The 13,890-nt window shown below is 69.5% G+C and carries 11 protein-coding genes; 9 read left to right on the forward strand and 2 right to left on the reverse strand.

From position 1 onward, the window contains the following. A partial coding sequence (locus AC08OU_RS14830; RefSeq protein WP_476605149.1) for an LUD domain-containing protein occupies positions 1–1,874 on the reverse strand: 1,874 nt, incomplete at its 3' end. Positions 1,875–1,879: 5 nt separating this feature from the next. After that, positions 1,880–2,656 carry a (Fe-S)-binding protein gene (locus AC08OU_RS14835; protein ID WP_476605139.1) on the reverse strand — a complete coding sequence of 259 codons (777 nt, stop codon included), beginning with the start codon at positions 2,654–2,656 and terminating at the stop codon, positions 1,880–1,882. Positions 2,657–2,989: 333 nt separating this feature from the next. Here AC08OU_RS14835 and AC08OU_RS14840 point away from each other — a divergent pair, with 333 nt between their 5' ends. From AC08OU_RS14840 to AC08OU_RS14880, 9 genes are all read left to right on the forward strand, one after another. Next, positions 2,990–4,540 carry an NUDIX domain-containing protein gene (locus AC08OU_RS14840; RefSeq protein ID WP_476605140.1) on the forward strand — a complete coding sequence of 517 codons (1,551 nt, stop codon included), beginning with the start codon at positions 2,990–2,992 and terminating at the stop codon, positions 4,538–4,540. Position 4,541: 1 nt separating this feature from the next. Further along, the gene (locus tag AC08OU_RS14845) at positions 4,542–5,294 is read left to right on the forward strand and encodes an HAD family hydrolase (RefSeq protein ID WP_476605141.1); all 753 of its coding nucleotides are present in this window, start codon (positions 4,542–4,544) and stop codon (positions 5,292–5,294) included. A 17-nt stretch (positions 5,295–5,311) separates the two neighbouring features. Further along, positions 5,312–7,192 (forward strand): aminotransferase class I/II-fold pyridoxal phosphate-dependent enzyme, encoded by a 1,881-nt coding sequence (locus AC08OU_RS14850; RefSeq protein WP_476605142.1) that lies wholly within the window; start codon positions 5,312–5,314, stop codon positions 7,190–7,192. A gap of 58 nt (positions 7,193–7,250) precedes the next feature. Continuing rightward, a complete protein-coding gene (locus tag AC08OU_RS14855; protein WP_476605143.1) occupies positions 7,251–7,985 on the forward strand; it encodes a methyltransferase domain-containing protein in 735 nt (244 codons plus the stop codon). A 156-nt stretch (positions 7,986–8,141) separates the two neighbouring features. Next, positions 8,142–9,869, forward strand: a complete 1,728-nt coding sequence (locus AC08OU_RS14860) for an NAD-binding protein (protein WP_476605144.1) — start codon at positions 8,142–8,144, stop codon at positions 9,867–9,869. Between the two features lie 11 nt (positions 9,870–9,880). Beyond that, positions 9,881–10,375: a hypothetical protein gene (locus tag AC08OU_RS14865; protein WP_476605145.1), complete on the forward strand. Its 495-nt coding sequence runs from the start codon at positions 9,881–9,883 to the stop codon at positions 10,373–10,375. Between the two features lie 489 nt (positions 10,376–10,864). Beyond that, positions 10,865–12,073: an FxsB family cyclophane-forming radical SAM/SPASM peptide maturase gene (locus AC08OU_RS14870; RefSeq protein ID WP_476605146.1), complete on the forward strand. Its 1,209-nt coding sequence runs from the start codon at positions 10,865–10,867 to the stop codon at positions 12,071–12,073. A 116-nt stretch (positions 12,074–12,189) separates the two neighbouring features. Then, the gene (locus AC08OU_RS14875; RefSeq protein ID WP_476605147.1) at positions 12,190–13,065 is read left to right on the forward strand and encodes an alpha/beta fold hydrolase; all 876 of its coding nucleotides are present in this window, start codon (positions 12,190–12,192) and stop codon (positions 13,063–13,065) included. A gap of 4 nt (positions 13,066–13,069) precedes the next feature. After that, positions 13,070–13,890: AAC(3) family N-acetyltransferase (locus AC08OU_RS14880; RefSeq protein ID WP_476605148.1), on the forward strand; the 821-nt coding region annotated here is incomplete at its 3' end.

A 13,890-nucleotide genomic window follows, 5' to 3' on the forward strand; every position in this document is an offset into this window, starting at 1 on the left:
AGCCACGACGCCGGCAGCCCCGGCGGCACGACCAGCCGTCGCACGCCGTGCTCGGCCAGGACCGCCGCCACCGTCGCCGGCAGCTCATCGGCACCGCAGCGCCGCACCTCGGCGCGGTAGTCGACGAGCCGGTCGGCCAGCAGGTCGAGGACCGCGGCCGAGCCCGGCGGGTGCTCGCCTGCTGTCCGGTAGTCGCGGGGGATCTCCGGGACCGACGGCGACGGGCCGAGCGCCGTGCGGATCCGGGTGAGCACCTCGGCCCGCGGATCGGTGCCGCCGGACGGCGCGCTCGCTACCGGTGGCGCGCTCGCCACCGGTCGGCTGGCCGGCGCGGCGGCTCGGTCCTCCGGGAGGGATCCCGCCGAGCTCGGACGCGTGCGCGCCCACCACTCGCGAAACGTCTCCGCCGGGGGTGCCGGCGCGTCCCGGGTCGAGGTCCAGGCCGACATCGGAGGCGGCAGCGACCGGATCCGGCCGCCCCGCCCGAGCAGCCGCCCCACTCTCGACAGCCGCTCGGCCGCCCGGAACCGCCGGACGTCGGTCATCGCCCACGCCGCCGCCGTCATGGCCGCGCGCTCGGCGGTCGGCAGCCGGTGCCGCTCCCGCTCGGCGTCCACGTGACGCGTCCTCAGGTGCACGAGCATCGACGGAATGTCGATCTTCACGGGGCAGGCGTCGTAGCACGCGCCGCACAGGGACGAGGCGAACGGCAGGGTGTCGACCGGGTCCGTCGCGCCGTCCGCCAGCGTGCCGCGCATCCCGGCGAGCTGCGGCGTGAGCACGGCGCCGATCGGGCCGGGGTAGACCGACCCGTACGCGTGCCCGCCGGCGCGCTCGTACACCGGGCACACGTTGAGGCACGCGGAGCAGCGGATGCAGTGCAAGGCGGATCGCCCGTCCGGGTCGGCGAGCGCGGCCGTGCGGCCGTTGTCGAGGAGCACCAGGTGGAACTCCTGCGGGCCGTCCCCCGGCACCACCCCGGTCCACGTCGAGGTGTACGGGTTCATCCGCTCACCGGTGGCCGAGCGGGGGAGCAGTTGCAGGAACACCTCCAGGTCCCGCCAGGTCGGCACGACCTTCTCTATGCCCAGCACGGTGACGAGGGTCCCGGGGAGGGTCAGGCACATCCGGCCGTTGCCCTCGGACTCCACGACGGCGAGCGTTCCGGTCTCGGCGACGGCGAAGTTCGCACCGCTGACCGCCACCTGCGCCGACAGGAAGGTCCGGCGCAGGTGCGCCCGGGCCGCCATCGCCAACTCGCGCGGGTTGTCGGTGACGCTCGGGTCGAAGCCCGGCATCGTCCGGGCGAAGATCTCCCGGATCTCGGCCCGGTTCTTGTGGATCGCAGGGACGAGGATGTGGCTCGGTTTGTCCTCGCCGAGCTGCACGATCAGCTCGGCCAGGTCGGTCTCCACCGCCTCGATACCGTCCGCGGCGAGGGCCTCGTTGAGCCCGATCTCCTGAGTCGTCATCGACTTGACCTTGACCACCTGCCGGGCGCCGGCCGCGCGGACGACGTCCCGCACGATCCGGTTCGCGGCGGCGGCGTCCGGCGCCCAGTGCACGGTCCCGCCCCGGCTCGACACCTCGGCCTCCAGCCGCTCGAGCAGCTCGGGCAGGCGGGCCATCGTGGCGGCCTTGACGGCGGATCCGGCCGTCCGCAGCTCCTCCCAGTCCGGCAGTTCCGCGACGACGTCGGCCCGCTTCGCCCGGATCGTGGTCGTCGCGTGGCGCAGGTTGCGCCGGAGCTGGGCGTTCGCGACGGCATCTCGGGCCGCGGCGGGGAACGTCCGGTCGCCTCGCAGGGCGGCGTCGTCACCGGCGGTCGGCAGCGACGGCACCGATGGCATGCCGAGGAACGTGCCATCCGACATGCCACTCACAGGGCGGCCTCCCAGCCCTCGCCCGCCAGGATCTCGGCCAGGTGCACGGCACGGACCCCGGCGCGCATCCGCGTGAGCCCGCCGCCGATGTGCATCAGGCAGGAGGAGTCCGCCGCCGTGACGACGTCCGCCCGGGTCGACAGCACCGACGCCATCTTGTCGGTCATCATCGCCGTCGACGTGTCGGCGTTCTTCAGCGCGAACGTCCCGCCGAAGCCGCAGCACTCGTCGGCCCCGGGCAGCTCGACGAGGTCGAGCCCGGCGACGGCGCGCAGCAGCCGAAGCGGCTTGTCGCCCACCCGCAGCAGGCGCAGCGAGTGGCAGGTCGGGTGGTACGTCACCCGGTGCGGGTACCGCGCCCCCACGGAGGTCACGCCGAGCACGTCGACCAGGAACTCCGACAGCTCGTAGGTCTCGGCCGCCACCCGCTCGGCCCGCCCGGCGAGCCCGGTGTCGCCGCTCTGCCGGGCCACGTGCGCGTGCTGGTGCCGGACCGAGGCGACGCAGGATCCCGACGGCGACACCAGCGCGGTGACGCCGTCCCCACCCTGCTCGGCCGGCGCGAGCGCACGCTCGAAGACGTCGACGTGGTGCCGCACCAGAGCCGCCGCCTCCCGGGCGTAGCCGGTGTTGACGTGCATCTGCCCGCAGCAGGTCTGCCCCGCGGGGAACACGACCTCGTGGCCGAGCCGCTCCAGCAGGACGACGGTCGCCTGGGCCGCGCGCGGGAACAGCGCGTCGGCCAGGCACGTCGCCAACAATCCCACCCGCATTGGCCAGCCACCTCTCTCTGCCCGAGAATTGTGCGCCCCCCGCGACTCAGGGCTGTTCTGACAACGGAATCGTGTCGGAACAACCCTGAGTCCGCCGCTGGGGGGTCCAGTTCCGCTCTCCGATACGTGTTTCGCGGGGCGAATCGGTCCGATGTCTCGTGTCGGGGCAATTACTGATGTCTCGGGTATGCGGGGCGTGAGTCACTGGATCTCCCAGAGTCCGTATCTGGGTGATCTCACCGGCCGAGTGGGGGCGCTCGCAGTGTTGGAGGTTCGTCACCGCGTTCACGTACAGCCGCTGGGCAGCGTTCCGTCAGGGAAGGACGTGATCACGTGCAAGCCCTTCTGGGGACGCGGGCGCTCCTCGGCTGGCTCGTGGCCATCGGCGCGACGGCGAGGACCGGCATCGCGCTCACCGGGAGTGCGGCCGACCGTGCGAGGTTCGCGGACATCTTCCGTATCGTCGGCTCGCTCTCTCCGTCCGGTCTCGGCCTGAACTGCCCGCCCGGGACGGGCCCCGAGACGACGCCGCACCCGGTGGACGTCGGGTCCGGCATCGCGAGCGCGCCCGGCGGCTCCTGGGACGACGCGGGCGTGGCCATCCGTTACGTCACCCCGAAGTTGCGCGCGTCCGTCGTGCCGGTGCTCGCCGGACCGTGCGCCGGGATCGTGCTCTCCGAGGCGGGCCCGGGCCGGCCGCTGGGCCTGGTGGGCGACTTCGTGGGCGTCGACGAGTACCCCGCCGAGGCCGCCGTGCGCGCCGCCCGCTGCCACGGCGTCGAGATCGACTCGAGCCGGCTCTACGTGATCGGGGTGCTCGACCGCCTGCGGTCGTGCACGGGCCTCTACGGTCCCGCGTACGACGTCGTCTTCGCCGCTCCGGGGACGCCGGCCGGCGGTCACGTGCGCGGCATCGACCCGGACGCTCCGCCCGCGTCCGTCGACTCCGACGTCGCGCGTGTCGCCCGCGCCGCCCGGGCCGCGGTCGAGGGGCACGCGCTCCCGCCGGTGCTGGACGGGCTCCGCCCCGATCGGGCGGACGACGGTTCGTGCGCCGACGCCGAGCTGCTCGCCTCACCGCTTGCCGCGTCCCGGCCGGCGGTAGGGCCGGCGGTAGGGCCGGCGGTAGGGCCGGCGGTAGGGCCGGCGGTAGGGCCGGCGGTAGGGCCGGCGGTAGGGCCGGCGGGCCGGCCGGTAGCCGGGCCAGCGGCCGTCGCGGAACGCCGGATCGCCGGTGAGCTCGACCGCCTTACCGCGATCGCCCGGCAGGGATACCGCGCACCCTGGACGTCGAGATACGACCACGCCCGATACGAGGAGATCCTCCGGGCCGTACGGGCGTTGCGTCGCGGGGTCCCGCTCGTGGCAGCCGATCGAGCCGCGCCGGTCGTGGCCGATGACCTGCTCGCCACCGCGTGCGCCGCCACGTCGACCATCTGCGTGTCGGCCGTCATCGTCGACGAGGACGGGCGGCTGCTCCTGATGCAGCGCGCGATGTCGGGACAGTGGGATTTCATCAGCGGGTACGCCGATCCTGGTGATCCACCGGCCGGGGTCGCCATCAAGGAGGTGCGCGAGGAACTCGGTCTGACCGTCGCCGTCACGGGCCTGCTCGGCGTGGTCGACGGGCTGCTGGCGAGCAACGGCACCGACGGCCCGATCTCGACGATCGCCCTGACGGCGAGGGTCGTCGAGGGTGACCTGAAAATCGATCCGGCGGAGGCGACCGACGTCGAGTGGTTCCGCGGTGACCGCCTGCCCGGGCCGCTGTCGGGCTGCGTGCGGACCCTGTCCCCGCTGGCGTTCACGCGGTCCGGACGCCGGTCCGTGCGCGCGTTCTTCGATCCGCCTGGTACCGGTTGCGCCGCAACGGAAGGCCGCTGACATGGCCGCCTCCAGGCCGGGTGGGCGGCTGATCCTCTGGGACATCGACGGGACACTGATCGACGCCGACGGGTTCGACGTGGAACTGGAACGCCGTGCCCTCCGCGAGGTCTTCGGCATCACCCGCGCCGACCTGTCCGACCACCACGGCCTCACGCACGACCAGATCGCTCTCGAGTTCGCCGCAGCGTCCGGGATACCGCGCCGCGAGGCGGGAGCGCTCCTGGTCCAGTTCCGCGAGGTCCTCGAGAAGACCTTCATCGACCGCCAGGACGAGTACCTCCACTCGGTGCGCGTGCTGCCCGGGGCGCGCGAGGCGGTCCGGCTGTTCCGGCGGGCGGGTCACCGCCAGACCGTGCTCACGGGGAACACCCAGGGCTGCGCGCGCCGCAAGCTCGAGCCGCTGGGGATGCTGGCCGACCTCGACCTGCGGATCGGCGCCTTCGGCGACGACCACCCGGACCGCAACGCCCTCGGCGAGGTCGTCCTCGATCGTGTCCGGCTCACGCACGGCACCCGTCCCGGCGCGGCCGGCCTGGTCGTGATCGGTGAGTCGCCACGCGACGTCGACTGCGCGCGGGCCAACGGGTTCCACGTCGTCGCCGTCGCGAGCGGTGTGTACGGCACGGCCGAACTCGCCCGGTTCCGCCCCGACGTTCTGGTCGGCGATCTGACAGACGCCACCGGCATCCTCGACGCGTTGGCCCGCCTTCCGTCTTCGACATCCAGCCTCCCTTCGTCCAGCCAGGTCTAGAGACAAAGGTCCCCATCATGCAGGCACTCATTCTGGCCGCGGGCCACTCGCAGCGAATGCGACAGCTGTCCCGCGGCGTCCACAAGGCGCTTCTGCCCATCGCCGGGACGACGATCCTCGGCCGGATGGTCGATCAGTTGCTGGCCGCCGGCGTCGACGTCATCACCGTCGTCACCGGTCACGCCGAGGACCAGATCACGAAATACCTGTGCGAGCGGTACCCGCACGCGCCGCTACAGTTCGTGCACAACGACCGGTACGCGCGCACCAACAACGTCGTGTCGCTGTCCGTCGCGCTGGACAAGCTGGCCCTGGACGACGACCTGCTGCTCGTGGAGTGCGACATCCTCGTCGACCGCGGTGTGCTGTCACGGCTGGTCGAGAATCCGGCGGGGAACGTGGCGCTGGTCGAGCGGTACCGGACCGGCATGGACGGCACCGTCGTGACGATCCGGAACGGCGTCGTCGACGGCGTCATCCCGCGCCATCGCCAGGGCCGGGACTTCGACTTCACGAACGCCTACAAGACGCTCAACATCTACCGCTTCTCCGCGGAGTTCGCCGCCGACGTGCTGCGGCCGCTCGTGCACTGCTACGCCCACGAGATCGATCCGCATGCCCAGTACGAGGACGTGCTGCGCATGCTGTGCGGCGACCCGGCCCACCGGATCGCCGCCGACGTCATCGAAGAGGAGAAGTGGGTCGAGGTGGACGACCCGAACGACGTGCTGACCGCGCGGTTCCAGTTCGAGCCCCAGCGTCGCTCGGAGCTGCTGGAGGTGACCCGCGGCGGCTACTGGAACTTCGACCTGCTCGACTTCGCGATGATGCGCAACGCGTACTTCCCGACCGAGCCGATGCTCGCGATGATGCGGCACGCCCTGCCGGACCTCATCTCGAACTACGGATCCACCCAGGCCGTGCTGAACCGGAAGCTGGCGTACGTCCTCGGCTGCGCCACGGACCGGGTCCAGGCACTGCACGGCGCGACCCAGGCGTATCCGATCCTCGGGCAGCTGTGGGGGGACCGGATCGCCGCGATCCCGGACCCGACGTTCGGTGAGTACCCGCGCCTGTTCCCGTCGGCACTTCGCTACCGGGACGTGCCGACGGAGGGGTGGCAGGATCTGGACGGCGCCGCGGCGAGCGTGGACGTGTGCGTCGTCGTCAACCCCAACAACCCCACCGGTTTCACCATGCCCACGGCGGACATCCATGCGCTCGCGCGCCGCCACCCGGACACGATGTTCCTCGTCGACGAGTCGTTCCAGGCGTTTACCTCGGACCGGTCGCTGCTCGACCGGCTGGAGCGCGAACCCCTGGCGAACGTCGTGGTCCTGACCAGTCTCAGCAAGGCTTTCGGCGCGCCGGGCCTGCGGCTCGGCTACCTCTACTCGACCAACCGGGTGCTGGTCGACATCGTCGGCGAGCGGCTCCCGATCTGGAACCTCGGCGCCCCCGCGGAACTGCTGCTCGAGCTGGTCCTCAAATTCCGCCAGGACCTCGCCGGCTCCTTCGCGCTGACGGTCGCCGACCGCGCGGAGCTCGCCGCCGGTCTGACCCGGCTCGACGTCGTCGAGCAGGTGTACCCGAGTGGCGGCAACTTCCTGCTGGTCCGGCTGGCGGGGGATGACGGGACGCTCGCCGCCGTCGTCCGCCACCGCCTGCTGACAGAGGAGCGGATCGACGTCAAGGACGTGACCGACCGGTTCGACGACGGGCTGCCCCGGTTGCGGATCGCGGTCCGGCTGCCGCACGAGAACACCCGGCTCCTGGGGTCCCTGCGCCGGGTCGCCGCGGTCGGCGTCCGGCCGGTCCCGGAGCCCGTGGGCTCGAGGGTGGTCGCGCCGGCGCCCCGGTCGCGGCCGGTCGTGGCCGACCAACCCGTTCCGACCTGAGGTCATCGGCCCCACACTGAGTGAGGACACGCCGACGGTCGGAACGAAGGGCGCGACGATGGGCCAGGAGCGCGAGACCGACACCGTGCGCATCGAACGGTGGAAGGACGTCTGGGAGGCGCGCGAGCTGCATCCGTCCCGCGGTTCGGTGCTCGCCCAGCTGATGGCGGCCGACGGGTTGGACACCGGCTACGGTGACGTCGGCGAGGGGGGCTGGCTGACCTACGTCCGGCGGGTCGCGAGCCTGCTGGGCGTCACGCCGTCCACCTCGGTGTTCGAGGTCGGGTGCGGTGCCGGTGCGTTCCTGTACGAGTTGGACCGGTGGGGCTGCCCGGTGGGCGGGGTCGACCGCTCGTCGACGCTCATCCGCTTCGCGGCCGAGGCCTTGCCGGGGGGCCGGTTCGCCGTCGCGGACGCCGCGGACCTCGAGCCGGCGGAACCCGTCGACGTCGTCCTCTCCAGCGGCGTGTTCATGTACTTCTCGTCGCTGGCGTACGCCCGGGGCGTCATCGAGCGGATGGTGGCGAAGGCGAGGCGGGCGGTCGCCGTCCTCGACGTGCCGGACGCCGCCGTCCGGGCCGCAGCGCTGGAACACCGGATCGCGAGGGTCGGCAGCGTGCATGCGTACTCCGAGCGGTACGACGGCCTGGATCATCTCTACTACGACCGGCAGTGGTTCGCCGACGCGCTGGGCCGTGCCGGGCTCGTGGACGTGCACGTCGCGGACCAGGACGTCGCCGGATACGAGAACGCGCGGTTCAGGTTCAACGCCTGGGGCTTCACGCCCACGTAGCCGGCTCCCGGTCGACGGTCGGCCTCAATGACCGCTTCCGTTGACTTTCTAGCCAATCGTCATGAAACCTGCGCATAGTACTGATATTGGGGTAATTGGGTCCTGTCCATTTGGCTTGGCTGCCCATTCTTGGCCCCTGTGCGTGAAGGGGTCGCCATGGCGCTAAGGCAATCACCCGGGCCATTCCGGCGACCATGGAATGCTCTACGTGTCGCGTTTCCGCTGGTCGCGCTGGCGTCGCTGGCCCTGGGCTACGTAGGCATCAACGAGTATCTGGCCCGTGTGGATCCTCAGGCGGACGAATTCGGCCGGCGAGTCGTCGACATCCTCTACTACGACGTGCAGTTGTTCGTCATGGGGTCGGACCCGCTGCAGACGCCGGGCCCGTACAACCTTGCGCTCGACGTCGGGCGCTTCACAGCTCCGACGGTGACGCTGTACGCGTTCATTGAAGGGGTCCGGTTCCTCTTGACGTCGGAGTTGGGCAGGTTCCGGGCGCGGCGGGCGACCGGTCACGCCATTGTCTGCGGGGGAACGCCCCTCGCCGACACCTTGACCCGGCGCCTGCGGGCAGATGGCATCGACGTCGTCGAGATACGGTCTGACGCCGATGATTTCGCCGCCCGCGGCGACCCGCCGCGAATCGTCGGTGACGCTCGGGATCCGTCGGTCTTGGAGGCGTCCGGTCTGCACCAGGCGGCCATGGTATATGCGTGCGACGACGAGAGCGCCACCAACATCGCCGTCGCCGGGGCCGTCATGCGGACGGCACTGCAGCGCGTCCGTCCGCTGCCTGTCTACAGTCTCATATCTGACGCCGAGTTCTGCTCGACGGTCCAGTCCTATTTCCTCGGCCGGCCCAAGCCGGGGGGCACGCGCCTGGACTTCTTCAACATCGATCACATCGCCGCGCGCCGGTTGTTCGCCGACGAGCGACCCGTCCCACAGGACGGCGGGCCACCGCACATCCTGGTCGCTGGAACAGACGGCTTTGCCCGGGCTGCGATCGTGGAGGCTGCCAGGCGGTGGCGAACGGCCGTGTCGTCGGACGTGCGGCGACTGCCTGTGACGCTGGTAGGTCCGTGTGCGACGGCGGTGGCAGCGGATCTGCGCCACAGCTACCCGTTCCTGGAGGCATGCAGTGATCTGCGCCAGTACGACTCGGACTTGTTGTCCCTTCTGATGCGGGGCGATTTGGCGGAACCGCCCGACTACGTGCTGGTGAGTTGTGAATTCGAGGAGGATGCGCTACGGATCGCCATGACGGCCGACCAGCATTGGCGCGGAAAGGCGGGTCTGATCACCGTCCGCATGGACGGCGCGCTCGCGGGCGCCGAGACCAGCATCGAGCCACTGGGCGCGTCCACGACCGGAGTGCGGCTCTTCAGTTCGGTGGTGGCGGCCGGTGACCCGGATCTCATCCGGGACGATCTCACCGAGCGCATCGCCAGAGTGCTTCATGATCGATATCTGCTGGGTCGACGCCGCCGCGGTGAAGTCGAGGCAGGTCCGGCCTTCGTGGGATGGGATGAGTTGCCGCCGCGATTACAGGACGCCAACCGGACCAACGCCGAAGACATCGGCAACAAGATCGCGTCAGTTGGATTCACGATCATTCCGCGCCATTTCGACCGGAGTGAGGAAGACTTCGACACCGCCGAAATTGATCGACTGGCCCAGATGGAACACAGTCGATGGTGTCGCGAACAACGGGGGGTCGGCTGGCAGTACGCTCCTCGCCGCGACGAGTTGCGCCGTCTCCATCCTGGCCTCCGGGACTGGACCGAGCTTCCGGATTCGATGAGGTTGCGCACGTATGACCTCGTCCGTTCGTTGCCGGTCATCCTTCGTGACGCCGGTTTCCAACTCATTCGAACTGTGTAGAGGACGAGATGATGCGTCGGATCGGTGTCACCGGCCATTGCGAGGTGTCCGACGAGAGGGCCGCCTGGATCGCCTCGGAGTTGACGGCGCGGCTACAAGGACTCGCAGCACCGGGTTGGCGCGGCATCACGTGCCTGGCCAAGGGTGTCGACCAGATCTTCGCCTCGGTCGTGCTCGCGCTCAAAGGAGGCTACGACGTCGTCCTGCCCGCAGCCGACTACCGGCAACGGATGATAGACACCGGTGACGCGGAACCGTTCTGCGCTCTTCTGGCGCGGGCGGAGACGGTCCGAACGATGCCCTTTCAAACCTCCAACCGTGCTGCGTACCGAGCCGCGAGCGGCGAGATGCTGAGTCACTGCGATCTTCTGCTCGCGGTCTACGACGGGCAGCCGTCCAAGCGGCCAGGTGACACCGCGGACGTGGTGATGATGGCGGGAGCGCGTGAGGTTCCCGTGAAGCGCGTTTGGCCGGATGCCGCGCCGACGCAAGTGAGGCGGACGTAGGTGAGGGCGACGTAGGTGAGGCGGGACAAGCAGACTTGACGTACCGAACTCCGGGATGGCCGGACCGCCAGGTATGAGTTCTGGATCTGGTTGTGCATCTACGGAAAGATTCCGATTTGGTCACGTCTTGGGCCGGGCGCGCCCGATCGCTGGCGGAATTGACTCCGGCGGCTCTCACATGCCAGTGTGCGCCGACTGCCCAGTGAGGGCCGCTGATCACTCCTTCGCGTGGGTCACTTCGAGGGCTTGCTCTCGCAACGTCAACAGCGCGTAACTCCTGTGTTTCGGCCCGTCGTAGACAAGGTGATCTCATGTACGGCGCACCCGCATCCGAGCCGCTCCAGGTGTCTGACTCCGACGTAGATACCTGGCTCACGCGTGCGCTCTCGCGCCGGGTTGCCGAGGGTGCCGTCGACCCCGAGGCTGCGGCCGCCGCCTTCAACGCCAGCTTCTGACGCCTCGAGATCGATCGGCGATTCGGGTCCGCACGTGTTCCGGCAGTTCGTCCTAAAGGTTCACAGTCGCTGTGATCTTGCATGCGACCACTGCTACGTCTACGAGAGCGTCGACGAGAGTTGGCGTAGACAACCCAAAGCGATCGATCCTGACACGGTCGCGGTTGTGGCCAAGGCCATCGCCGTCCATGCGGAACGACACGGGCTGGACCGCGTTCAGGTGGTTCTCCATGGCGGTGAGCCGCTCCTGCTCCGGCACCAAGGGCTGGGCGATGTCATCACGAGGTTGAAGTGCGAGATTGCGCCCGTCACCGATCTGGTCCTTTCCCTGCAGACGAATGGCGTTCGGCTCGACCGGGCCTTCGCCGATCTCTTCCTCAGGGAAGGCGTCCGGGTGGGGATCAGTCTGGATGGTGGCAAGCGGGCCAACGATCGCCATCGCCGGTTCCGTCGTGGCGCGTCGAGCTATCCGATGGTCGCGCGGGCGGTGGAGTTGATGGCATCGCCGGATTATCGGCCTGTGTTCGCTGGTCTTCTGTGCACGATCGATGTCGCCAACGATCCGATGGACGTTTTCCGCGATCTGGCTGCCTTGGATCCTCCCGCCATTGACCTACTCCTCCCTCACGCGACGTGGGAGTATCCGCCGCCGGCCACCCGTCCGGGGACGACGTCATACGGTGCCTGGCTCTGCACGATCTTCGACCACTGGTTTCACGCGCCGCCGAAGATCGGTATTCGCATTTTCGAGGAGTTGCTCAACGCCCTGCTCGGCGGTGTCAGCCGGAGCGAGGCCGTGGGCCGGTCGGTGCCACAGAGCATCATCATCGAGACGGATGGTTCGCTCGAGCAGACGGACGCGTTGAAGGTCGCATATCCCGGCGCGGCCGCCACAGGATTCACCTTGTTCGATCATTCGCTGGACGACGTGGCCCAGGGGATGGCCGCTTTCGGAAGCGCGGCCAGATTCGATGAGCTGTCGGCGACTTGTCGCTCGTGCTCGGTTGTGGACGCGTGCGGGGGTGGGCTGTATCCCCATCGGTACCGACCCGGAACGGGTTTCGCCAACCCTTCCGTGTATTGCCACGATCTCAAGCACCTCATCCATCACATCGCGGACACGGTGAGCGCCGAGCTGACATCGTCAGCCCTGCGAGACCTTGCGACCGAGGTCGCCCCGCGGTTCACTTCCGAACTCGTCTCCGCGCCCGTCGCCGACCGACCGGATCCAGCAGCTTGTTGATCGCCCCCGTGCATGGCCGGTTTGGTACGGTTATCGCTGGGTGAATCCGGCGCTGCCCGGAGCAACGGGGTGACCGCGCCGTCGTGATCTTCCGCGGGGGGCGCATGGAAACGACTATGATCATCGGCTGGCGGAAGCTCGCTGTCCTCTGTTCCGGTCCCGAGCGCGGATACCCGGTCTTCCTGCTGCACGGGACGCCTGGCAGCCGCGTTGGTGCGCGCCCTAGCGACGCGGAGCTTGATGCGCTCAACGTGCGGCTGATCGCTTACGACCGTCCCGGCTACGGCCGTTCCGACCCGTACCCAGATCGATCGGTCGCGCAGGCTGCGGACGACGTGCGTGCGATCGCAGACGCGTTCGGTATTGAGACGTTCGCGGTGCTCGGGCGATCTGGCGGCGGGCCGCATGCCTTGGCTTGCGCCGCACTGCTTCCGAAGCGAGTGACAAGGGTGGCGTCGCTGGTTGGCCTGGCGCCGTACGGAGCTGCGGATCTGGACTGGCTCGCGGGCATGACGGAGACCAACCAGCGGCAGTACACGGCTGCGATCGCGGGCCGGGCACAATTGGCACGGTTGCTTTATCCGGAGGTCATGGCGATTCGCGCGAACCCGGGCGTGCTCACGCGCCGCCTATTGAGCCAGGCGCCGCCTTCGGACCAGAGCCTCTTGGCGGATCCGCATTATTGGGCGACGTGGCTGACCGGAATTCTGGAAGCGATCGGGCGGTCGCTCGACGGGTGGGCGGCCGACAACCTGGCCCTGACGCGTCCATGGGGGTTCGAACCCGGCCAGATCCGGATCCCGACACTGCTGTGGCACGCTGCCCGCGACGTGTTCACTCCGGTCTCACACGCGCGCTGGCTGGAGTCCCGGATGCGGAGTTCCACGCTGTTGCTGTCGGAACACAGCTCGCACTTGCACGCGTCGGCGGCACAGGTCGGCGCTGTCCGCTGGCTCGCATATGGTGGCAGGCCCGAGTTGACGGGTGCATGAGCCCATGACGCCCCCGCTGCCGGACGGACCCGTCACCCGTGATCGCCTCGTCGCGGACCTGAACCGCTTGGGGCTGTCACGGGACGACATCGTCCTCGTTCACGCTTCGATGCGTCGGCTGGGATTTGTCGTCGGGGGGGCGGTCGTCGTCGTTGAGGCCGTGCTGGACGTGATCGGTCATGATGGGACGCTCGTCGTCCCGACGATGACGGCGGACAACTCCGATCCGCGGCGCTGGGCGACCACGCGCAAGAAGGCGGTTCCGGAAGAGTGGTGGCCTGTGATCCGCGAGAGCCTGCCCGCCTTCGACCCGGAACGCTCGCCGTCCCTGGGGATGGGCGCGATTGCCGAGACCGTACGAACCTGGCCGGAGGCGGTGCGGAGCGCACATCCAAAGACGTCCTTCGCCGCCGTGGGAGCGGACGCCGAAGCTCTGATGGCTGGCCATGAACTCGAATGCCACCTTGGTCCCCGCTCGCCCCTGGGCCGATTGCTGGCCACCGGGCGCGCGAAGGTTCTCCTGCTCGGTGTGGGCTTCGATGTCTGTACGACATTCCATCTCGCCGAGTACCGGGTGCAGGGCCGCGGTACCCGCGACTACGAATGCGTAATCAGTAGAGCAGGGCAGCGCCGCTGGCACCAGTACCGGGACGTCGTCCTTGACGACAGTGACTTCGGGCGGCTCGGGGTGGCGTTCGAGGCAGCCGTGGCCGTATCGGCTGTTCGTCGCGGGCGGGTGGGGCAAGCGGAGACCAGGCTGTTTCCGCTGGGCGCGGCTGTCGAATTCGCGACGACGTGGCTAGCCGTCCACCGACCCCGAGGCGT

Source organism: Frankia sp. CcMO1 (assembly GCF_977945845.1).